Annotated in this window: 16 protein-coding genes and 2 pseudogenes; 8 read left to right on the top strand and 10 right to left on the bottom strand. The window is 63.3% G+C overall.

The window, feature by feature from the left end; translation table 11 throughout:
• The first annotated feature begins 187 nt into the window (after nt 1-187).
• Nucleotides 188-1,627: an IS30 family transposase gene (locus ACZ9GM_RS11355; RefSeq protein WP_476037877.1), complete on the top strand. Its 1,440-nt coding sequence runs from the start codon at nt 188-190 to the stop codon at nt 1,625-1,627.
• Here the strand turns inward: ACZ9GM_RS11355 and ACZ9GM_RS11350 are convergent.
• A complete protein-coding gene (locus ACZ9GM_RS11350) occupies nt 1,524-2,450 on the bottom strand; it encodes a HipA domain-containing protein (RefSeq protein ID WP_476037876.1) in 927 nt (308 codons plus the stop codon). The genes ACZ9GM_RS11355 and ACZ9GM_RS11350 overlap by 104 nt on opposite strands.
• Nucleotides 2,451-2,500: 50 nt before the next feature.
• On the opposite strand from ACZ9GM_RS11350, the pseudogene ACZ9GM_RS11345 reads away from it, so the two are divergent.
• Nucleotides 2,501-2,941: pseudogene (locus ACZ9GM_RS11345) on the top strand (FAD-binding oxidoreductase); the annotation flags it as partial.
• A 54-nt stretch (nt 2,942-2,995) separates the two neighbouring features.
• Here ACZ9GM_RS11345 and ACZ9GM_RS11340 read toward each other — a convergent pair.
• Nucleotides 2,996-3,196: an excalibur calcium-binding domain-containing protein gene (locus tag ACZ9GM_RS11340; RefSeq protein ID WP_476038354.1), complete on the bottom strand. Its 201-nt coding sequence runs from the start codon at nt 3,194-3,196 to the stop codon at nt 2,996-2,998.
• A gap of 121 nt (nt 3,197-3,317) precedes the next feature.
• Between ACZ9GM_RS11340 and ACZ9GM_RS11335 the strand changes: the two genes are divergently transcribed.
• Together ACZ9GM_RS11335 and ACZ9GM_RS11330 are read left to right on the top strand one after the other, a co-directional pair.
• Nucleotides 3,318-3,698: a very short patch repair endonuclease gene (locus ACZ9GM_RS11335; protein ID WP_476038353.1), complete on the top strand. Its 381-nt coding sequence runs from the start codon at nt 3,318-3,320 to the stop codon at nt 3,696-3,698.
• A gap of 138 nt (nt 3,699-3,836) precedes the next feature.
• Entirely contained in the window at nt 3,837-5,816 is a 1,980-nt protein-coding gene (locus tag ACZ9GM_RS11330; protein WP_476037875.1) for a DNA cytosine methyltransferase, read from the top strand.
• Between the two features lie 26 nt (nt 5,817-5,842).
• On the opposite strand, the gene ACZ9GM_RS11325 is transcribed toward ACZ9GM_RS11330, so the two are convergent.
• The 6 genes from ACZ9GM_RS11325 to ACZ9GM_RS11300 all read right to left on the bottom strand — a co-directional run bounded on the left by ACZ9GM_RS11325 (nt 5,843) and on the right by ACZ9GM_RS11300 (nt 14,636).
• Nucleotides 5,843-7,132, bottom strand: coding sequence for an ATP-binding protein (locus tag ACZ9GM_RS11325; RefSeq protein WP_476037874.1), 1,290 nt, complete (start codon nt 7,130-7,132; stop codon nt 5,843-5,845).
• Nucleotides 7,133-7,219: 87 nt separating this feature from the next.
• On the bottom strand, nt 7,220-7,963 hold the full coding sequence (locus ACZ9GM_RS11320) for a DUF6339 family protein (protein WP_476037873.1): 744 nt from the start codon (nt 7,961-7,963) through the stop codon (nt 7,220-7,222).
• Nucleotides 7,964-7,969: 6 nt separating this feature from the next.
• A complete protein-coding gene (locus ACZ9GM_RS11315; RefSeq protein ID WP_476037872.1) occupies nt 7,970-8,902 on the bottom strand; it encodes a hypothetical protein in 933 nt (310 codons plus the stop codon).
• 4 nt (nt 8,903-8,906) lie between these two features.
• Complete coding sequence (locus tag ACZ9GM_RS11310; RefSeq protein WP_476037871.1) at nt 8,907-10,862, bottom strand: hypothetical protein; 1,956 nt, start codon at nt 10,860-10,862, stop codon at nt 8,907-8,909.
• Complete coding sequence (locus tag ACZ9GM_RS11305) at nt 10,862-11,866, bottom strand: PD-(D/E)XK motif protein (protein ID WP_476037870.1); 1,005 nt, start codon at nt 11,864-11,866, stop codon at nt 10,862-10,864. The genes ACZ9GM_RS11310 and ACZ9GM_RS11305 overlap by 1 nt, the downstream gene beginning before the upstream one ends.
• Nucleotides 11,856-14,636 carry a Z1 domain-containing protein gene (locus ACZ9GM_RS11300; protein ID WP_476037869.1) on the bottom strand — a complete coding sequence of 927 codons (2,781 nt, stop codon included), beginning with the start codon at nt 14,634-14,636 and terminating at the stop codon, nt 11,856-11,858. The genes ACZ9GM_RS11305 and ACZ9GM_RS11300 overlap by 11 nt, the downstream gene beginning before the upstream one ends.
• 260 nt (nt 14,637-14,896) lie before the next feature.
• Between ACZ9GM_RS11300 and ACZ9GM_RS11295 the strand changes: the two genes are divergently transcribed.
• Entirely contained in the window at nt 14,897-16,045 is a 1,149-nt protein-coding gene (locus ACZ9GM_RS11295; RefSeq protein WP_476037868.1) for a PucR family transcriptional regulator ligand-binding domain-containing protein, read from the top strand.
• Here ACZ9GM_RS11295 and ACZ9GM_RS11290 read toward each other — a convergent pair.
• Nucleotides 16,009-16,747: pseudogene (locus ACZ9GM_RS11290) on the bottom strand (transposase family protein); the annotation flags it as partial. The gene ACZ9GM_RS11295 and the pseudogene ACZ9GM_RS11290 sit on opposite strands and share 37 nt — an antisense overlap.
• On the opposite strand from ACZ9GM_RS11290, the gene ACZ9GM_RS11285 reads away from it, so the two are divergent.
• Genes ACZ9GM_RS11285 through ACZ9GM_RS11275 form a run of 3 tightly spaced genes read left to right on the top strand, consistent with a single transcriptional unit; the run spans nt 16,664 to nt 19,667 of the window.
• Nucleotides 16,664-16,870: a hypothetical protein gene (locus ACZ9GM_RS11285; protein ID WP_476037867.1), complete on the top strand. Its 207-nt coding sequence runs from the start codon at nt 16,664-16,666 to the stop codon at nt 16,868-16,870. The pseudogene ACZ9GM_RS11290 and the gene ACZ9GM_RS11285 sit on opposite strands and share 84 nt — an antisense overlap.
• A complete protein-coding gene (locus tag ACZ9GM_RS11280; RefSeq protein WP_476037866.1) occupies nt 16,867-18,243 on the top strand; it encodes a sodium:solute symporter family protein in 1,377 nt (458 codons plus the stop codon). Before ACZ9GM_RS11285 ends, ACZ9GM_RS11280 begins: the two co-directional genes overlap by 4 nt.
• Nucleotides 18,240-19,667, top strand: coding sequence for an amidase (locus tag ACZ9GM_RS11275; RefSeq protein WP_476038352.1), 1,428 nt, complete (start codon nt 18,240-18,242; stop codon nt 19,665-19,667). The genes ACZ9GM_RS11280 and ACZ9GM_RS11275 overlap by 4 nt, the downstream gene beginning before the upstream one ends.
• Nucleotides 19,668-19,679: 12 nt before the next feature.
• Here ACZ9GM_RS11275 and ACZ9GM_RS11270 read toward each other — a convergent pair whose 3' ends face one another.
• Nucleotides 19,680-20,435, bottom strand: a complete 756-nt coding sequence (locus tag ACZ9GM_RS11270) for an SDR family oxidoreductase (RefSeq protein ID WP_312775836.1) — start codon at nt 20,433-20,435, stop codon at nt 19,680-19,682.
• Nucleotide 20,436 lies beyond the last annotated feature (1 nt).

The following is a 20,436-nucleotide window of genomic DNA, read 5'->3' as shown; positions in this document are numbered from 1 at the left end:
GGTCAGAACCATAGAAGGACTCTGGTGCACTCGTCGGTGACAGCAGCGGTGAGGCGGGAGATGAGTTCCCTGGCTTCCGGGGTGGCGACGAGTGGACCTGAGGTAGAGGAAGTCACCATTTCGATCACGGCTTTCTGGGTGGATTCAATCGGTCGTCGCAACACCTTGACCTTGGAGGTGTTCAACGATGGCAACGGCAGACTGGGACAAGAAGACCAGTGACGTACCAGAGGAGCTTCGTAGGCAGTGGCGTGCCGACCGGGCGTTGCGGCCGGCGATGCGTTCACCTGGCCGTCCGGAGCCGTCCCGGGCGGTACAACGTCAGTTCTGGCGACTGATCGCCACCGGCATCACTTCAGCCGATGCGGCGTTGAAGGTGGGGGTGTCCGTGCCTGTGGGAACCCGGTGGTTTCGGCATGCTGGCGGTATGCCACCAATCTGTCTGTCCGAGCCCACCGGCCGCTACCTGTCCTTCGAGGAACGCGAGGAGATCGCATTGCTGCGGGTCCAGGGCGCCGGTGTGCGTGAGATCGCCCGTGCCCTCGGACGTGACCCCGGGACAATTTCACGTGAGCTGCGCCGCAACGCCGCCACCCGCGCTGGTAAACAGGAGTACAGGGCCACAGTCGCCCAGTGGAAAGCGCAGAACGCTGCCAAGCGTCCGAAGACCGCAAAGCTCGTGGATAATCCGAGGTTGCGCAAGTACATCCAGGACCGACTCGCCGGGTATGTCCGCCAGGCTGACGGCACCGTCGTCGCCGGTCCGACTCCGCCGCCGTGGAAGGGACTGAACAAACCGCACCGGTCCGACCGACTGTGGGCGACAGCCTGGAGCCCGGAACAGATCTCGAACCGATTGAAGATCGACTTTCCTGATGACCCGTCCATGCGGATCAGTCCCGAAGCGATCTACCAGGCCTTGTTCATCGAGGACCGTGGCGCGCTACAACGCGAACTGGTGACCTGCCTGCGAACCGGCCGGGCGCTGCGCAAGCCACGGGCCCGATCACGCAACAAGCCCCAAGGACACGTCACTGATGATGTCGTATTGTCCCAACGTCCCGCAGAGGCCGCAGATCGCGCTGTCGCCGGCCACTGGGAAGGTGACCTGATCATCGGTACTCACGGCTCCGCGATCGGAACCGTGGTGGAACGCAGGAGTCGCACGACTCTGCTGGTGCACCTGCCTCGGCCTGACGGCTATGCAACGATTCCGAAGGTGAAAAACGGCCCTGCACTTGCCGGACACGGTGCCGAAGCGATGAACATCGCACTGACCAGGTCATTGAGAACTGTGCCGAAGCCGCTACGCGAGACGCTGACGTGGGACCGGGGCAAGGAACTGTCCGGACATGCTCAATTCACTCTGGATACGGGTACAAAGGTGTTCTTCGCGGACCCTCACTCGCCCTGGCAGCGACCGAGCAACGAGAACACCAATGGCTTGCTGCGTCAGTACTTTCCGAAGGGTACGGACCTGTCCAGGTGGTCGGCTGAGGATCTCGAGGCAGTCGGATTAGCACTCAACAACAGGCCCAGGAAGGTTCTCGGCTGGCGCACTCCGGCGGAAGTGTTCGCCGAGCAGCTAGGCTTGCTTCAACAACCCGGTGTTGCAACGACCGGTTGAACTCACCCTGCATTGCTGTCGGAAGCCCTGAGGCGCAGGAGATGAGTGCCCGGTCCATCGAGTCATACGGGAGCCCTGCTTTGTCGGCGTATCTGTGCCAGTGTCGGCGTTCAATCTCCGCAGGGATGTTGCGGCCGCCGATCTTCATGGCCAGGCGATGTTGTGCACTGTCGTCGTAAGGGAAGACAGATGCGACATCGTAGATCGGGGCGAGTTGGATATCGCCGTCCACCGGGCGGAGAAGTGAGTAGTTCTTCGCATGCGCATCTGTATTGCCCAGAAGGACATTGAGGACGAGCGCTTCAGTGAACTGTTCAGCCAGTCGCTGCCCGGGTGCTGCGTCTGTCAGGAAGCGGGCGATCTCGTAGGCCTGAGGGCCACCGTCTGAGGCGTACTTGTTTCGGGGATGTACGTGCATCGCCTGACACAGGTCTTCCTGGGGAATGCGGTCTATGGAACCTGTGGATGTCGTCCGCCGGTCCCACCGTGCACTGACCACCGCAGGAATACCGCCGAAGTCGTGAAGCTCCGTCTGTGCGACGGGCACGCCGAGCCAGGACAGACTGCGGAGACAGAGAACTTCGTTCAGGGTGTGTTGGGGCAACGGGCCGGCGGGCTTGATGATGTGGGTGGTAGGTGCGGCGCCCAGCACCTCGGACCATGCCCCGGTGTGGGGGCCACGGTGAAGGGTGATCTCCGCCTGCATGCGGGCCAACGACCAGTGCTCCCGACCGGCCAACCAGCTTTCGGCGGAAGGCCCGCTGATACAGGCAAGTCGGTCTGCGATCTCGTCCTCGGTGACCGGGTGGAGCGAGGATTCCATGTCAGGAGACTGTGCGGACGGGAGAAACTGAACCGCACCGGCGCAGTCGCGACCGAGCACCTTCAGCAGCGAGAACGAGGTCCTTCGCCGCCATGGTCGCACCGGTGATCCGCGAGCTGGTGGATGCCGGCACTCTCGTACCGGGTGATGTCACTGCTCTGACCCAGATCCACTGCCACGAGCGGTCGCTGGGTGATCCGTCGGATTCTACGGTGATCCTCGATGCCCTGGGTGTTGAGGAGTCACGGATCGGGACAGGATGCTGTGGGCTTGCCGGCAACTGGGGCTTTGAGAAGGGCCACGCAGAGATGTCGATGGCGCTCGGTGAACGTGAGCTGTTCCCGAAGGTCCGGGAAGCTGCCGGTGAGGTCATCGCCGACGGCTTCTCCTGCTGGACCCAGATCACCCAGGGCACCGGTAAGCAGGCGAAGCACGTTGCGGAAATTGTCCGGGATGCGCTGGTCGGACAGCGGTTCGGAGTGGGGGAGTAGGCGTCTCGCGGGTAGACTTGACTATGTTCTTCCGTCAGGACGTCGCGTCAGAGGCTACTCGCAGGCGATGCCATCGTGGTCCAGGTCGAGGGAATGCCCGGGCTGGCCGACGGTAATCGGGGCGGCGCCGGCGACGCGGACGGCTTCGCGGTTCGCGTAGTAGGCGGCGGGAGAGGGGGCCGGTGGCGCTTCGCCTGGGTCGGTGCCGGAAAGGAGGGAGACGGGGTTGTTGCGGGCAGCGTCCGCGCTGCACAGAGGTTAGTTGTTCCCTCGGCGATAGAGTTGGTCCATGGACCAGGACAGGAAGGGGTCAGATGCGGTGGTGGTGACTTCTGGTAGCGGGGTGGCCCCACTGAACAGTCACGTCCGTGAAGAGATGCGGAAGATGCCGCGGCGGGACACGAAGCCGGAACTGGCACTGCGGAAAGAGCTGTACCGGCGGGGAATCCGGTACCGGGTGAATCTCGGAGGAGTGCCTGGTCGACCGGATATTGCACTGACCAGGGCAAAGATCGCGGTGTTCGTTGACGGCTGCTTCTGGCACGCATGTCCTGTCCATGGCACGCTGCCGAAGAACAACCGCGACTGGTGGCAGGCGAAGCTCAACCGGAACGTGGAGCGGGACAAGGAGAAGGACGCAGCACTCGTCGAACTGGGATGGATTCCGCTTCACTACTGGGAACACGATGACATCGACGAGGTGGCGGACGAGATCGAGTGGGTGAGGGGATCGGTGCTGGCGGAGGGGCGCGAATGAAGCAATGAGAATGTCTGTTCTATTATTTTCATGGTGTCTGATCCCTACCTTCCTCCGACCTGGTCCTTTACCTCAGGCAGTGTTCTGACCTGCAAGACTCGTTTCTTCCACAGGCGGCGCCCGCCTAGACTCTGACAGGTGACTGGAGTTCTGGAAGACAGTGAGAAGACGACAGGTGGCGACCGCTACGCGGTCGCCCAGATTCGTGGACCCTTCCTGAAGCTTCCGAAACACCCGGAGCACTGTGCGACCACTGATGAGCTCAAGGCGCACTGCGACAGGCGCCGTGCTGCGGGGCAGGTGCTTGCTGCCGATCTGTTCTCGGGTGCCGGAGGAATCTCTCTGGGGCTCGAGGAAGCGGGCTACGAGGTGGTACTCGGTGTAGACCACTACACCGAGGCAGTGAAGACACATGCCCATCACTTCGCAGGAATGTCTGTCGACTGGGATCTGTCGACGGCGGACTCGATCATCAAGGTCGCTGACCTCATGAAGGAATGCGGTATCGAGATTCTCGCAGGTGGACCACCGTGCCAGCCGTTCTCCAAGGCCGGACGCAACGGCATCCGCAAGCTCGTCGAAGAGGGGCGCAGGGAGCCGAAGGATGAGCGCCGCGAACTCTGGCGCTCCTACATCGAGATCGTGGAACGTGCCCGACCGCGGGCGATCATCATGGAGAATGTCCCGGACATGGCGCTTGACACCGAGATGTTCATCTTCCGGTCCCTCGTCGAGGAACTGGAGCAGCTGGACTACTCCGTTTACGCCAAGGTCATCGAGACCTGGCGGTACGGCGTTCCCCAGCACCGCCAGCGTCTCATCGTCGTGGCGTTCCGTGACGGCCTTGAGTTTGAATGGCCGGATGACTATCCCGAGAAGGTCTCTCTCTGGAACGCCATCGGCGACCTTCCGGAGGTTGAGGGCGGTTGGCGTCCGGAAGGTGGCGCCGACGGTTGGGCTGAGTACGACGAACCACTCACTGAGTTCCAGCGGTACATCCGCCGGCGTGTCACTACTGCGGACGCACACAAGGTCTTCGACCACATCACCCGCCCCGTCAGGGAGGACGACCGGGAGATCTTCGAGATGATGGATTCATCGACGAAGTACTCGGATCTGCCGGAGCACCTGCGCAGGTACCGGGCGGACATCTACGACGACAAGTACAAGCGCCTTGACGAGAACGACGTGTCCAGGACGATCACGGCACACATTGCCAAGGACGGGTACGGATTTATCCACCCGCGACAGCCGCGCACCCTGACCGTGCGGGAGGCTGCGAGGATCCAGACCTTCCCTGACGATTTCCGCTTCAACGGCCCTCCCAGTGCGGCGTTCAAGCAGATCGGTAATGCTGTCCCGCCACGTGCGGCGGGGGCTATCGCGACGAAGATGGTCGAGGCCATCGAACGTGATGTCCCGAAGAAGCGGTCTTCCCGGGAGATCTCGAAGTCACTCGGTCGCTGGTTCCATGACCGTGCGTCCAACCAGCGGATACTTCCGTGGCTGTGGACCGATGACCGGTGGAAGGCCGCGGTGGGCGAGATTGTCCTGTCCAGGATGAAGAAGACCCTGGTGGACCAGCTGTGGCCGGTCATCAACAACATGCCGGCAGCGACCGCTGACAATCCGGCCGCTGCAGACACGACAGTTGCTGTGCTGACGGACATGCTCACCGGCATCGGACAGCAGAACCGTGCGAAGAGGCTCCGGGAGTTCCACGAACAGACCTCATCTGCACCGGAGTCATTCTGGGCCCTGAAGATCGACCGCACCGTGATCAAGGCGGTCGGCAAAGCTGATGCGGAGATGATCGACCTTATCGCACCTCATCGCGAGCACGGCGACAAGTCCGAGGAGCCGGTGCTCACGACGCGTGGCGTCCTGCGAGTGACATCCCGGTACAAATCGATCTCTATGGAGCGACGCAACCAGCTCACGGACGGTCGCATCGCTGTCGCCCGGATGCTCGGCCTGGGTCCTGATTCGAGGGAAGCTCATCTCGGACTTATCGAGGTGGCGCAGGCGCACTGCCGAATCAAGAATCCGGTGTGCAGCGGATGCCCGTTGTTCGCCACCTGCGACAGGTTCGAGGTCGAGCAGGACGAGATCGACTGATCCGCCAGCGAGGCAGGCCGCGGGGGTCAGAGACCGAGCTGCTTCGCCAGTTCCGGTGAGCTCTTGCGGATGATCTTCGCCATCTCGAGGAATGCCTCGTAATGTCCTGACTGGGCAGCGGCTGATTTCAGCGCCAGGCCGACCTCGGCTCCGTTCGAGATCGAGATGGAGTCTGCTGCGCGGTCGCCGAGTTCCAGTTGCTCACCACTGCCGCGGTTCTGGTCGCGTCGGTAACGGGCACCGGCCTGCGCACAGACATCGGCCACAGACCGTGCCAGCATCTTCTTGAGCTGGTGGGGCATCGTGACACGCATCTTCGCGACGTTGATGTTGAACTCGTCGTCCAGATCGGTGTCGAAGTCGAGGGCAACGCGGGCAAGCTTGATGTGCTCGTCGATCGTCCGGATCCCGTCCCAGCCACCCCACTGCACGAGTCGGTTGGCACGGTAGATGTACAGGCCCTGCTGTCTGTTCCACTTACGGGGCCCGGCAGCACGGTCGAAGGCTTCAGGAGAAGAGAACTGTGACCGCGCGGGGAGGCAGTAGGCGTGGACGGCGACTTTGCCCAGTTGCCCGGTCGACGTTGGGAGGTCCAGGACGTCCTCGCTGACCAGCTCGGTTTTCTCTTCGTCGATGACGAACGGATCCCAGGGAGTGAGCTCCTCACCGTTGACCCGGATAGTGACCTTGTCCACGCTGTCTCCGGCCAGGAACCGGTGGAAGACCATTTCCAGGTGCTGCTGAAGTCGATCCGCAACTTTGAGGAACTTCTGACGGGCCCAGCTGCTGTCCGGATTCTTGGCGGGAAGGAGCCGGTCCAGCTTCTCCCAGACGACCACGGTTCCTGTGGAGTGGGAGAACAGGGCGCGTACCCGTTCCTCGAGATCGGCATCGTCCGGGTAGGTGACCATCCAGTCGTCAACGGCCTCGATGAAATCGAGGTCCAGGGAGAGTCCGCTAAGGTGGCCGTCTTTCGGGTCGCGCGAGAAAACGACGACACGTCGGCACTGGGACAGGGACGCAGTCTTCAGTCCGAGGCCGTATCGACCCAGCTCACCGCGTTCGTAGCCGCGCTTCGTCCCGAACCGCAGTGCCTCCGTGAGGCCGTCTTCAGCCATCCCGCGACCGTTGTCGATGATGAATACCCGGGAATCCCGGCCGTCGTAGTGGACTCTGACAGCAACCGCGGTCGCTCCTGCGGCGATGCTGTTGTCGATCAGGTCTGCAACCGCAGACTCGAAGCTGTAGCCGATGTCGCGCAGTGAACCGGTGAGACGACTGGCAGACGGTGCGACCTTGATTCCGGACGACTTCATCCTCTTCTTTCTTGTTGAAACTGTCACTGACCAGGCCATTGTCTCGCGGGCTGCCGGTCATGGACGACAGGGAACTCAGGGACCAGGTTACCGGGCAAGAGCCGAGTCCACGCAATCCTGAACCAGCTGGGCAACCTGATCATCATCCAGTGCCTCGACGCAGACGGTGGCCAGACGTGCCTTCGTGATGAGCATGGTCGAGCGGAACTGATCCGAGAGGTTCGTGGACGAGGAACCGGAGGCCGTCCGGTCGAAGAACTCGCGGATGATTGTCTTCGGTAGTCGGGGATCACCTGCTACCGAAGTGCGCTCCAGCAGAGCCACGGACTGGTCCTCACCGATCCTGTCGCTGAGCTCACCGAGGACGTGACCACGCCACCAGAGCTTCTTGAAAGTGCTCTTGGGTGAAGACCCGAGGTAGCGGTTGAACCTCGGGTTTTCGCTGTTGTTGGGGAAGCGCCAGCTGGCGACGTCGAGCAACAGGACCGAGGTGATGAAGTTCCAGAGTTCCGTCGAGCGTGCGTCGTTCACAGGGGCATCCACGTGCTTCATGATGACGTGAGTCGCCTCACGGTCGAAGTCGGAGAACGCACTGCTCTTCTCGCTCGCGCGGTGCGGGAAGCCGTACTTTTCCGCCACGGTGACGATATCGTCCCGAAGCGACTGAAGATCGGCGTCTGATGCGCAGGCGATGCCGGTCTCAGACAGGCGCGACTTCGGGTGACTGGTAGAGACTTCTGCCGTGAGGGTGGCGACAGACTTATTCTGTTCAACGGAGGAGCGCACGATGTCCTCCGCGAAGCGGGTGTCGAGCATGGGGAAGGATTTCATCGTCGACTACCTTTCGTCTCCGTAGTTGTTCTGTACCCGTGCGGAGACCATCCCGGGATCGACCGCGGCTTTCTGGAGCAATGCGAGCGGATCTTCCTCAGGGAAGTAGGCGCGCAGTACACCGTAGAGAGTCTGGCCGTAGCTTTCGTCGTCGTGCTCGAACTCGGCGAGGGCGTACTCCTGTGACAGTCCGAGGGCAGCCCACACCAGATGGGTACGTAGGTCAATGTCGAGGAACCGTTGCCACATCTGGGTTTCCCTGGTCAGGCTCTTCCCTGAGTTGATGTTGTCCAGAGCGACCTTTGTGACCTTGTTGGCGGTGTTGAGATAGGTGCGGACAGCACGGGTCACATGGAGCTCGGGATCAGATTCCAGAGCGATCCGCCACATCGCACCAGGGTCGCGTTCACGGGCTTCAGCGAAGTCGTAGGAAGTCGTCTGTACCGTGGCACCGATTCCTTCGAGATGGATGCGGAGTTCACGGGACCAGAGGACGCTTCCGGGGCGCACAGGTGCAACCGAGTTCGGGTCAGGTGCCGGATTATCCAGAAGGACTACGTCGAGCTCCACGGACACTGCACCGGCGATCCGGTCACCGGGAATCAGCACGGTCGGCCGGACGGTACCGTCCGTGACCGGGACGGTGTCTCCGTACCCACGGATCGAAGTGGAGGGACAGTTCCACCGCAGCAGGGTACCGAGACGGGCACCGGTCAACGGTAGGTCACAGTCCTCAATCACCGCCGAAAGATCGGTGGAAAGTTCACCTTTCACGTGGATGTCGTTACCTCTACCCCAGGAGGCGAGCTCCGTGGACAGACGGGAATCGGTCTCGAAGGTGAGAGTATCGACGTCATTACCGCATTCAACGGTGACTGAGATGTCTGTGAAACTGTCGTCCTGCGGACGGAGGAAGCCGTAACTGATGTCATGCGCCATTGATCTAGTCCTCCTCGACGTCAGTCTGGGTACGGGCGATTCTGAGACTCACTGCGAGCCCCCGTTGCTGCCGGACGAAGAGTACGGCTCTGCTGTTCTCCGGAGAAAGGGTGATGATGTCGGAGTCTCCGGTTCCGACGGTGTGTCGGGAGGGTCTGAGCTCCTTCGGCGAGCTGTTCTTGTCGATGAAACGCCAACCTTCGATCACCGGGCGGTACCCGAGGTCATCCCAGTTACGGGTCGGACCGGTATCCGTCTCCACCTGGACGCTGACTTCGAATGCGGACGGTGGGGTACCAGCAGACATGTCCATCGACAGCTGGAATACCGCATAGAGTTCGTCACCTTCCGGAATCAGGGTGATGAGTTTGGTACTGGGTGTTCCCTTTTTGCCCTTGGACTCAGAGGCTCCGGAGGAGGATCTCCTGCCCTTGGGCTCAGCCGTGGCGGACATTGAGGTGCCCGGGATACTTCCGAGGACGCCTCCGAGCATGGATGCGATCTGCCGACTGGCGTTGTCGTAAGGAGAGTCCTTGTCAGCCGTACCGTCGGAACTCCAGGACCTGATGAGATCGTCCATGTGATTGAGTGCGATCTTGACGGGGTTATTCCGGCTCTGCCAGCTGGAGCCGAGGAGATCCTGGTCGGTAAGGGTTCGGGGGTGCCAGGCATCGTGAGTGGTCGGCTCACTGAGCGCGAACTCCCGGTCCAGGTCCTCGGCTGCGGTGAAGACGGCGGCGTAGTCACGTCCAAAACGGTCGGCCGGACCCTGGCGGTACTCGACCACCATCCGGGGACCACGCATCAGCGCGATGGCACCCGACGTGTGTTCGACGACGCTTTTCTGGGCGGGTATTCTTCCCTGAATCTCCCGGATACCCAGCCGACCAAGCCCACGGGACGGACGTCCTGAGCGAACGGAAGAGACTTCGGTGGACCGGCGGAAGGTGAATCCTTCAGCCTTGGTCAGATCGACATTCCGACTGTCCAGATAAGCGGTCACGAACTCCTTGAGGAGTGGATCGGCCTTCGGATCCGGAACCGTGACCGGCTCATTGTTGTGGGTTACGACGAAATTGAGTTCGTCCTCGTCGTCGGGCGTGTGGACCATGTGTGGCCATGCCCAACGAGTCAACGCGCGGGCAATTTGGTTCATCTGCTCTTCGGAGGAGTCCTCGAAGGCGGGGTCGATGACCGCAATGGAAGTTCCGGTCTGCTTCTCGTCCGTGAAGTGCCTGTCCATCTTGAAGAATGCTGCGGCGTTGTCTGCCTGGGCGCCGGTCATCGGTTCTGCGAAGATGGAGGTGTTCCCGGTTCGGTCATCCTCGAACTCGTCACGGACGCCCCACCAGTGCCGACCCGTGTATTTGAATCCCTCGTAGACGTAGGAGTCATCATTGGCGACAGCGATGAAACGGTTGACCCGCATGCCGTTCTCATCGATGGTACGGGTGTAGACGAGGATGGTCCGGGATCGGCCGGCGGTGAAGAACACCCCCTTGCCGAAGCCGTAGGAACCGCCTTTGACGGCCTTGGTCGCACTGCGTCCGATCTCGCGGACGAAACTGTTGAAGTCTGAGGGGCCGTCGGTGGCAACTGCCGCGTTCGTCGGCCCACGGAGCCCGGTGGTTCCCGAGTCCGAGACGATGAGCAGGGGAATGTTGCTCTTCGCAAGAGCATCCTTCAGGCCGGGGACGTGCGCGGTACCTTCTCCGAACACCCGACGCCGGAGAATGTCACTACTGCGGTCGTCGAGTAGTCGGTAGTCGATGGCATAGGTCACGCCGTCATCGGCGTTGGATTTGTCGCGTGCATCCCAGCTGTTCTGGAGGGATTCACGGACGAAGAGTTCCCAGTTGGTCAGATTCGGTCTACCCAGCGCTGTAGATGCGGATCGGCCGTGGGTGAACGAGGAGGCGGAACCTCCGTCGTGGTCAGCGTAGAGCGGATAGACGCCCATCAGTTGTCCTCCAGGATCTGCGGTTCAGAACGGTAGCCGGGCAGTGACGACGGGTCGCGGAGATCGACTGTGTAGGCGACCCGGGAGATTCGGTCGGATAGATTTTCCGTGGAAATACGGGGGAAGTTTCCGGTGACGTCGAACTCATGGGTCTCGACGTGGAGGAATCTGGCGAACTCGGTGTCTTTCTCCAGGACCTCCGGAGATAGTCCTGCCTCGGCGAGTCTGCGAGCGAGTTCATCGGTGTCGATTCCCGGAAGCTCTGAGATTTCCCGGACTATGTCAGGGACAGAAGCTCCGCCGTCGACGGTCTTCTCGTACTTCCTGACGAGAAGAACGAGCGGTTTGTCGCCCATGGGATCGAGCTGGTGGGCTCCGTGGATGGTCACCGCCAGGTTCTCCCGGGACAGGGTGGCCTTGCACTCGAGTGATGTGTCCTCGAGCTCGAAATCATGTCGTTCGTTGTCCGGTCCCGTCCAATGGCGGAGAGCGTCGATCCCGACCGACTCGAAGAGGGTCCGGAGTGTCTCAAGTTCCAGCAGGAGACCGACCTGGGCCTCAGTTCCGGGGACCACTGTTCCGGCGGCACGGAAGAGCCGCTGGCTTTCGGCGAGGAGCCGGACAGTTACGGCACCGGGGTCCTCGGTTCCGTTGTCCTCGAGCGCCTCGAGGAGGTTGTCCACGAAGTCGCCGAACGTGCGGAGCAGCTTCTCGTCGGACAGTGTCACCTGGATGTAGTCGGTGCCGGCACGGTGGAAGGTGGACGTGGAGACCAGCCTGAGGGCGGTACGTTGAGGCTGCCTGTCATAGGCCTCCACCCAGTCCGTTCCGACGGGGACGGCTATGCCGTAGGTGTGGTCGATCTTCGCCGCGAGATACGGGACGCCGGTCGTGAGAGCGAGGTCGATCTCGTAGACCTCTTCCGTGGTCCGCTGACTGGCGCGGTACGCGTCCAGGGTCTTGAGGTTCTCGAAGGCCGTGTTCTGGCCGTGCTTAAGCCTCAACGGTGGCCTCCTCCTGCTCGTCGGCGGCGTCTTCGCGGTCGACGGTGTCCTCGTACTCCGCCTGGTCGTCCCGGGCCTCCTCCAGCTCTTCCTGGGTGATGTTGTCGATGCCGCAGATGTAGCCCACCCCCGAGTCGTCGTCGGACTCCGGCAAGAAGATACCGAGCGCGATGATGTCGTCGGCGGCCTCCAGGGCCCGACGGATCCGGCCGGTGTCCTTGACCTTGGTGAGGTCGATCTCCCGGTCCGGTGCGGAGTTCCGGTTGATCGCGTAGATGGTCAGGTGGCCGACACCTGCGCCTGCGTACTCGTCGTGCTTGTCCCGGAGGACAGCGTCGGTGGCGCCACCCTTGTGCTGATTGAGCTCGGTGTCCAGCTGCTTCCACTGGTCGTCGTCGTGGAAGGGGAGGTCGTTGATCCGGTCCTTGGGCCCGACGAGGGTGTTGATGCTGGCGCGTCCGGGGGCCGAGGAACTGACACGGGTACGGTTCACCAGGTTGAGCGGCTGTTCCAACCCTAAGTCGATGGTGCCGCGCTTGTCTGTCTGCTGGCCGATGACAGAGACGTTCCAGGAACGGAGCCCACCATTCCCGGCTTCCTTTTCGATGTAGTCGATCAGGAGATCCCGCTTGCTCTTGCCGTGCGGCTTCTCCTCGACATCCTCGATGAAGAGGTACTTGTCGAGGTAGTCGAGGACTTCGTCATTGGTGAGCCCGGTGAAGATGGTGGAGCCGTTGGCTTCCCGGGTCCAGCTACGCCTGCCAGAATCTCGGAGCCCGGTAATGAATTCACGCGTGACGGAGATGTTGTGGCCGAGGAAATCGGCGTCCTTCTCCCGGAAGATGATGGTCTGAACACGCTGCCCGGAGAAGCTCATGGAGGCGTTCTTGTGGTTCCGCATCTTCGCGGCGCTCGTCACCTGCATGGCGGGGTGGAGCCGGATTTTCGCGCGGAACTGGGCGGGGGTGAGCCCGTCGCCCGCGTACCAGCTGAGGTCACGGCGGAGGTCCGCCTCGACGGTGGCGAGGTCGCGGTACCACTCGGCGAGTTGGGGTGTCATCCAGATTCGCACGAGATCCTCATAGCCGTGACGGAATCCGAACCACCGACCCATCTGGAGTAGGGTGTCGTAGGTCCGGGAGACGCGGGCGAAGTAGCTGCACACCAGACCTTCGAGAGTGAGGCCACGGGACAGAGTGTTACCACCGACAGCGATGACCGTCTGCGCCCCCTCGGTGTAGTCCAACCGCTGGTCGGACTGGCCGTTGTCCACGATGAACTTCACCTCGTCGAGGACCTCCTGGAGCATGGGCCAGATCTCGTCGAAGGAGACGGCAGGTGCGTAGTCAGGGTTCTGCGGCTGGAGAGAGTTCTCCCTGTCCCAGTACTCCTCGATCTCCGCCCGGAACTCCGGGGCATTCATGGAACGGCCGAAGTCGTGGACAGTATCCACGACGATGCGGGAGATCAGTTTGTGGGCGTGCACCCGGGGAGAGCTGTGCACCAGCATGGAGGAGTGCTTTCCCCGCTGGCCGCGCGCCCACCGTGCTGCGGTGGCGAGGAGGAACCACCGGACGGCGTCGCGGAGCGAATCCGGCAGGGTCGGAGTCCAGGACTCGATGTCCCTGCTGGGAGGGCGGACGGCGTCGGCCTCGGCCGGCAGGATGTCGCGGATCGCGTCCAGCGTCGTGTCACCGATGTCTGCGGGGTCTTCACCGGGCACCGCGTCACGTCCGAACAGCTGCTCCGCCCCGAAGTAGCCCTCCGGTCGGGGGAGGACGGAGATGAAGTTCTCCGGGTAGAGGTCGGACTCGTCATTCGGGTCGATGAGGATGTTGGCGAACGGGGTCGCGGTGTACGCGATATAGGAGGTCCGAGGACGGTTGAGCAGAGTGCCGATCTGTGCATTGATGGCGCTACGGCGGTTCTTCTCCTTCGCGGAGGTCACGACGTTGATGCTCGCCTGGTCCGCCTCATCGTCGATGACGAGGATCGGGACATTGAGTTGCCCGTGCTTCCGGGCGATTCCGTCGAGCCACTTGTTGAGTTTCTTCAGCCGCGGACCGTTCTTCTTGATGACGACGAGCTGCCGCTCGGTGTCATTGAGCAGCTTCGCCCCGTTGTCACTGCCAGAGAAGTCACGGTCCTTACCCGTGAGCAGGGTCCAGTCCTTGTCGGTGTACGAGACGAGGCTCTCGAGGAGCCGTTCCTGTGTCTGCTCCCGCAGACTGTTGGTCATGCCGGCCAGGACGATGATCAGCCTGTACCCCTCGTCGGCGGCCTTGGCGATGACGGAGAGGAAGTTGGTGGTCTTGCCACTCTGGACGAAGCCGACGACGAGGCCACGGGTTTTCAGGTCCTGGATGGCGGGCATACCGGCATTGGCGATGACCTGGTTGCTCGTCTCGTCGATGGATTCGAGGGCGTGCTCCCCGAGGTCTCGGGCGATGGCATCGTGCACCGGCGGCCAGAACACGTCCTTGTCCAGGTCCGGCCCTTCGTACCAGCCGTTGTCTACCTTCCGGGTGCGGTCGTCGACGAGGACGGTTCCGTCCTTTGGCGTCCTGATGGCGGTCACCACGGTGATGATCTGGTCCAGCGCTTCCCGGAGGATCTGGGAGGCATCACCATTCCGCCAGTTGCGCTGTGTCGACAGCTGTTCCGCGGCCTGTACCGGGGTAGCGCCGTGCAGTTTCATTCGGCCGCGGATGGCATCGGCGGCCTCCTCAAGCCATTCAACTTTCTCTTCGAGTGTCAGGTCAAGATCCATGTGGTGTCCTCAGTGTGCCGGGGTGTTTACGGGGAGAAGCATATGAGAACGGGTGGACAACTCTGCTGAGAACCGTTCGAAGTTCGATTCTCGAACGCCACTTGAAGGTAGGGAAAGCCTCCCTGGCCTGGTAAGAAGAGCTTTCGGCTATGTTTGAGTTGTGGTCATGTTCACCCCCGAAAAGGTGACGGATAAAGGGAAGTTCGACCGGAGCGCCCAGCAGACACTAACCTGCAACAATCCTCCGGCACGATAGACTGATGACCACCCCCTCAATCTCCACTCTGACGATCGCCGATGTCCTTGCCCTACCCGAGGCTGTCTCTGGAAGGCCCCGGGTCCTCACTGGTGAGAACCATCTGGCTCGAGGTGTTCGTTGGATCCACGTTGCTGAACAGGCGGCGGCGGCCCGGTTGCTCGACGGTGGAGAACTGCTGCTCACGACCGGGGTCGGCTGGCCGTCGACTGCACGCGAGCGGGAGCGGTTCATCGCAAACTGCGCCGCCAGCGGTGCCGTGGGGTTCGTGATTGAGCTCGGGGGCACCTGGGACAGCGTTCCCGGCGACGTCATCGATGCAGCGCGGAAGCATGGATTCCCTCTGATTGTTCTTACTCGAGAGATCAGGTTCTCCAGGCTTACGCGGGAGGTTCACGAAATGATCATCGACGACCACCTCACCGCAGTCGAGGCCACCGCTGAGGTCGCTGACACCTTCATCCGGATGATTCACAACGGTGCGCCGACTGAACAACTGGTCACTGCAGCGTCCCGCCTACTCGGTTGCCCGGTCATACTCGAGGACGTCGGGCACCGCATCGTCGTCGTTGAGGAGGCAGGTCTCGGGCTCAGCGGCCTGCTTGACGGGTGGGCCAGGCGGTCGGCTGAAATCACGCGGCCGGCAGGGGTCCGGGACGACCGCTCTTACACGTCTGATGCCGGGGGCGGGGAGTGCTGGACCGTCGCCCCGGTCCACGTCCGCGGGCGGGACTGGGGCAGGCTTCTTGCCTACGGGACCACCAGTCATCCGGCCGGTGCTGTCCGTGTCCTCGGCCAGGCAGCCATTGCTTTGGCGATCGACCGTCTCAGCTCAGCGGAGACCACCGGCTGGTCAGATCTAGTCCGCACAGCAGCCATGGCACGACTGCTGAACCTTCCCGCAGCTACCCGGGACGACACAAAGGCTGCTCTTGATGCGAGTGGATTCCCTGTGGAAGGTCGTCAGCTCATCGGTCTGGAGGTTGAACTCGGTGGTGGCTCCCCAGCACCTGAAGCGGTGGCAGCAGCGATCAGAGAAGGGCTGACGGGGGTCCGGGGCCTTGCCATCCGTTCGGATGCCGGATCAGGTGAACCGTCCCAGGTTCTGTGCCGCTTCTATGCTGGGAGCGGCTCTCTGCTGAGGGCCGCGTAGTAGGCCGCCTCGTACTCGTCGGGGCTGACCATTCCGAGGCTACCGTGGAGCTTGCGGTGGTTGTACCAGTCGACCCAGCCGGCAGTCGCGAACTCGACGTTCGCGATGGTCTGGTACGGGCCGTCGCGGAAGACCGTGGTGCAGATCGCCTTCGCCCGCGTGATGCCCGACAGTCCGAGGATCCGCATCGCGCGGTCCACCGCCCCGCAAGACGCGCCCGTGATCGCGGTGCGGCGGATCAGCGCGGTCATCTTCTTCCGCCCGTACAGGCCCTCCGGTGTCATCTTCCGTCGTTCCACACCTGCCTGGTCGACGACGGTCGTCCAGGCTGCGTCACGGACCGCGTCCACGACCATCGCGTCGGTGACAGTCCGGGCCGCGATCCGGGGGCGCTTCCAGGCCCGGTAGGTGCGTGCCGCGATCTACACGCCCTGCTCACGGAAGGACACGACAGATCGACTCGATGGTGAAGCCCTCCGAACGCATCTGATCAATCAAGCCCATCATCAACGGTTGCGGGGGTCGAGTTCCCCCGCGAAGAAAGCCGTCGCCGCTTTCAGGATCGCGACGTCCTCACGCAGCCGCCGGTTCTCGGCCTTCAGCGCCCTTGATCTCGGCGTGTTCCTCGGTGCTCTGCCCGTCATCGCCCTGGTCTTCACCCCGCTGTTCCCCTTCGTCAACAACGACACGCTCATCCTCGGCTTCCCCGTGATGATGGTCTGGGTCGCCGGATGGGGCGTGGCCACCACACTCTCCTCGCCGCCCTCGGACGCCGTGAGTCTCTGGACACCCACACCGGCTGGTCCATCGAAAACCGTGGCATGAGCAGCCTCACCACGTTCTTCCTCCAGGCTGGTGCGATCTTCACCAGCTTCACCTTCCTCGGCATGTCCGGGCTCACCGTCCTCGGCGGTGTCTCGGCGACCTACCTGCCCGCGTACCTCATCCTCGGGTACATCGGCATGTTCGTCATCGGCCCGGTCGTGTGGAAGCTCGGCAAGGTCTTCAACTACCACACCAATGCCGACCTGGTCGGCCACCAGTACCGCAGTCCGCTGCTCGGCAAGCTTGTCGCCCTGGTTTCCGTCGTCTTCTTCGTCCCCATCGTCCAGGTCCAGATCGTCGGTCTCGGCACCATGGTCTCCTTCGCCACCGGTGAGAAGTCCGCGGGTAACGCGTCCATGATCATCGCCACCGTCCTCATCCTGCTGTTCGTCGCCTACGCAGGCCTGCGTGGTGTGGCGTCCGCCGCATACTTCAAGGACGTCGCGATGGTCGTCGCGCTGCTCATCGTGCTGTTCGGCGTCCTCGTGCACTTCTCCGGTGACTGGGGTGGTGACGGCGTCATGGCCGCTGCCCGCGACAAGCTCACCGTGGACGCCGGCTCGCAGACCTACGGCATCACCTGGTTCATTACCAGCGTCATCGTCTCCGGCATCGGCCTCGGCGGCATGACCCTCCCGGAGAGCTGGCCCGCGGTCCTGGCCGCCGACGGCTCCCGCGCCGTGTCGAAGAACCACGTCATGCTGCCGCTGTACACCCTGGCCACCTTCATCCCGATCGTCATCGGCTTCTACGCCGCCAGCCACGTCACCGTCGGTGAAGGTGAGGAGAACTCCGCGATCCTGTCCATCGCCCAGGATTCCCTGCCTGGCTGGCTCATGGGCTGCGTCCTCATCGCCGGCATCTCGTGTGCGATCGTCCCCGCCGCGCACTGCGTCCTCTCGATCGCCACCCTGGTCTCCTCGAATCTCATCCCGTCCGGCACCACCAATGAACGACGCCTGCTCATCGGCAAGACCGCTGCCGGGGTCATCCTCCTGGCGTCCCTCTGGCTGTCGCTGGCCCGCCCGGATCTCATGGCGAACCTCTACCTGCTGACCTACGCCGGACTCGCCCAGCTCGCCCCGGCGAACATCCTGTCCTGCACCAGGTCGACGTTCATCAACGCGAAGGGTCTCATCGCCGGACTGGTCGTCGGCGAGCTTATCGTCATCGGCTACACCATCGCCGACACCACCCTGTGGGGCATGAACAACGGTATCCCCGCCTTCATCGCGAACCTCGTGGTCATGGTCATTGTCTCCGTCGTCACCGGCAAGGCGGAGCGCCCCGAGTTCCCCGACATGCCGACGCAACGCACTCCGGTCCGCACTGTCGCCCCGGTCTCGCCCGGCACCGCCGGGCGCCTTCGCTGACCCGCGTAGAAAGGAAGACCACGACCGCCGCACCTGCCACACCCGCCGGATTCGCCGCCCCCACCGCCACAGAGCTCCTCGTCGATTACGCCGCCGGCCGCCGCCGCCGCCCCACCGAGGTCCTCGCCGAATGCCTCGCGACGATCAAGGCCACCGAACCGACGATCAACGCCGTTGTGGAGCTCCTCGAGGATGCCGGGGACGCCGCAGCCGTTGCCGATGCCCAGTGGGCCACCGGCGAGGCACCTGCCGGCAAGCCCCTGCTCGGCGTGCCTGTCGTCATCAAGGAGAAGCACGGTATCGCCGGTCGACGCCTCGACCAGGCCGTCCCTGCCACCGCAGTGACCCCCGAGGTCGACCACCCGATCGTCGAACGGCTCCGCGCCGCCGGTGCCGTGCTCGTCGCCCGTACCACCAACCCCGAGTTCTGTGCCGCGACGACCACGGACTCCCTGGCCCACGGGGTGACCCGCAATCCGTGGAACCAGGGGTTCACCCCGGGCGGTTCGTCGGGCGGATCCGGTGCCGCGCTTGCCGCCGGCTATGCGCCGCTGGCCACCGGCTCCGACATCGGAGGCTCCACCCGTATCCCCGCGACCTTCTGCGGAGTGGTCGGTTACAAGGCTCCCTACGGTGTCGTCCCGGGCCTGCACCCGTCGACGATGGACTGGTACCGCAGCGATTCCGCCATGGCCCGCACCGTGGAAGACACGCTGCTCATGCACAATATCATCGCAGGTCAGCATGCCCTCGACCCGCACAGCGTCCCCGTCGGTCCGGTCGAGGTACCGGAGCGGTCGGTCGACGGCTGCCGCATCGTCGTCTCGGAGACGCTCGGTAACTACCCGGTGGACGCCGCGATCCGCGACAACCTCGCCGCCGCTGCGTCCGCCCTGGAAAGCCGGGGTGCCGTCATCGAACACCGCAACCCGGACTGGACGGTCGAGGAGATCATGACGGTCGCCATGGCGCACTACGGGCACACCCTCGCCCCGGGGATGGCGGACGTCATCGAGTCCACCGGTGCGGAGGTCTCGCCGTACATCACCCAGTTCATCGACCACACCATGGCTGCGGCGGCGCGCATGCCGCTGCACGAGACCTTCGCCCGTGAGACCCGGATCAGGGAGGAACTCGGCCAGCTGCTGTCCGGGGCGACGGCACTGCTCACCCCCGTGACCACGAAGGACGCCTTCCCCGCCGAAGCACCGCAGGTCTCGGTGGACAGTCACGGCCGGCACTACTGGGCGGATCTCGTGGCGGTGCCCTTCAACATCTGCAACCGGCATCCCGCCCTGGCGGTGCCGACCGGCACCGGGCCCCGCGGCGTCCCCACCGGACTGCAGATCGTCGGCAACGCCTACGACCAGGCATCCGTGTTCCGCGTCGGGTTCGCCCTGGAGGACGCCGGCGTCGGGGTGTAGCGGGTCAGTGTGTCAACGGGTGGTGTACCCGCCGTTGGCGAAGATGGTCTGACCGGTGATCCACCAGCCCTCGGTCGCCAGGAAACGGACGATGGGGGCGATGTCCTCGATCTTCGTCAGCTGGTTCCCCATGGCCTGGGACTTGTGGAACTCGACCCGCTCGGGGGTCTCCTGGCCGTAGAAGAACGGGGTGTCCATCGGTCCCGGACCGATCGCGGTGACCGAGATGCCGCGGTCGGCATACTCCTTGGCCGCGGCACGGGTGAAGTGCTCGACGGGGGCCTTTCCGCCGGCGTAGGTCGAGTAGCCGTCGGTGAAGGCGGCGAGCAACGACGTGACGATGGTGATGATCTTCCCGTTGTCGTTGAGGTGGGCGCCGGCCTCCTTGATGAAGAAGTAGGCGGCCTTGGCGTTGATGTCGAACATCGCGTCGTACTCGTCCCCGGTGGTCTCTGCGATGGGCTTACGCAGGACCTTTCCGGCGGTGTTCACGGCGACGTCAAGGGTCCCCAGCGCCGCTTCGGCGTCGGTGAACAACGTGGCGACAGTGGCGGGGTCGGTGAGGTCGGCCTGGAGCAGGACAGCCTCGGAGCCCTGGGCGCGGACCGCCTCGACGGTCGCTTCGGCGTCGGCACGGCTGGCTTCGGAGTTGTAGTGGACGGCGACGTTCGCGCCTTCGGACGCCACCTGGCGTGCGATGAGGCCGCCGAGGTTCTTGCCTCCGCCGGCGATGAGGACGTTCTTTCCGTTGAGCGTGTGGTCGGTCATG

The organism is Corynebacterium sp. UD i78 (genome assembly GCF_056280545.1).
The sequence above is the reverse complement of the archived record's forward strand: the minus strand, read 5'-3'. Positions and strand labels throughout refer to the sequence as shown.

What these genes read in the sequence shown, in the direction of transcription:
- ACZ9GM_RS11355 (WP_476037877.1), top strand. Translation starts at nt 188, where the DNA reads ATGGCAACGGCAGACTGGGACAAGAAGACCAGTGACGTACCAGAGGAG.
- ACZ9GM_RS11350 (WP_476037876.1), bottom strand. Translation starts at nt 2,450, where the DNA reads ATGGAATCCTCGCTCCACCCGGTCACCGAGGACGAGATCGCAGACCGA.
- ACZ9GM_RS11335 (WP_476038353.1), top strand. Translation starts at nt 3,318, where the DNA reads ATGCGGAAGATGCCGCGGCGGGACACGAAGCCGGAACTGGCACTGCGG.
- ACZ9GM_RS11325 (WP_476037874.1), bottom strand. Translation starts at nt 7,132, where the DNA reads ATGAAGTCGTCCGGAATCAAGGTCGCACCGTCTGCCAGTCGTCTCACC.
- ACZ9GM_RS11320 (WP_476037873.1), bottom strand. Translation starts at nt 7,963, where the DNA reads ATGAAATCCTTCCCCATGCTCGACACCCGCTTCGCGGAGGACATCGTG.
- ACZ9GM_RS11315 (WP_476037872.1), bottom strand. Translation starts at nt 8,902, where the DNA reads ATGGCGCATGACATCAGTTACGGCTTCCTCCGTCCGCAGGACGACAGT.
- ACZ9GM_RS11310 (WP_476037871.1), bottom strand. Translation starts at nt 10,862, where the DNA reads ATGGGCGTCTATCCGCTCTACGCTGACCACGACGGAGGTTCCGCCTCC.
- ACZ9GM_RS11300 (WP_476037869.1), bottom strand. Translation starts at nt 14,636, where the DNA reads ATGGATCTTGACCTGACACTCGAAGAGAAAGTTGAATGGCTTGAGGAG.
- ACZ9GM_RS11295 (WP_476037868.1), top strand. Translation starts at nt 14,897, where the DNA reads ATGACCACCCCCTCAATCTCCACTCTGACGATCGCCGATGTCCTTGCC.
- ACZ9GM_RS11280 (WP_476037866.1), top strand. Translation starts at nt 16,867, where the DNA reads ATGAGCAGCCTCACCACGTTCTTCCTCCAGGCTGGTGCGATCTTCACC.
- ACZ9GM_RS11270 (WP_312775836.1), bottom strand. Translation starts at nt 20,435, where the DNA reads ATGACCGACCACACGCTCAACGGAAAGAACGTCCTCATCGCCGGCGGA.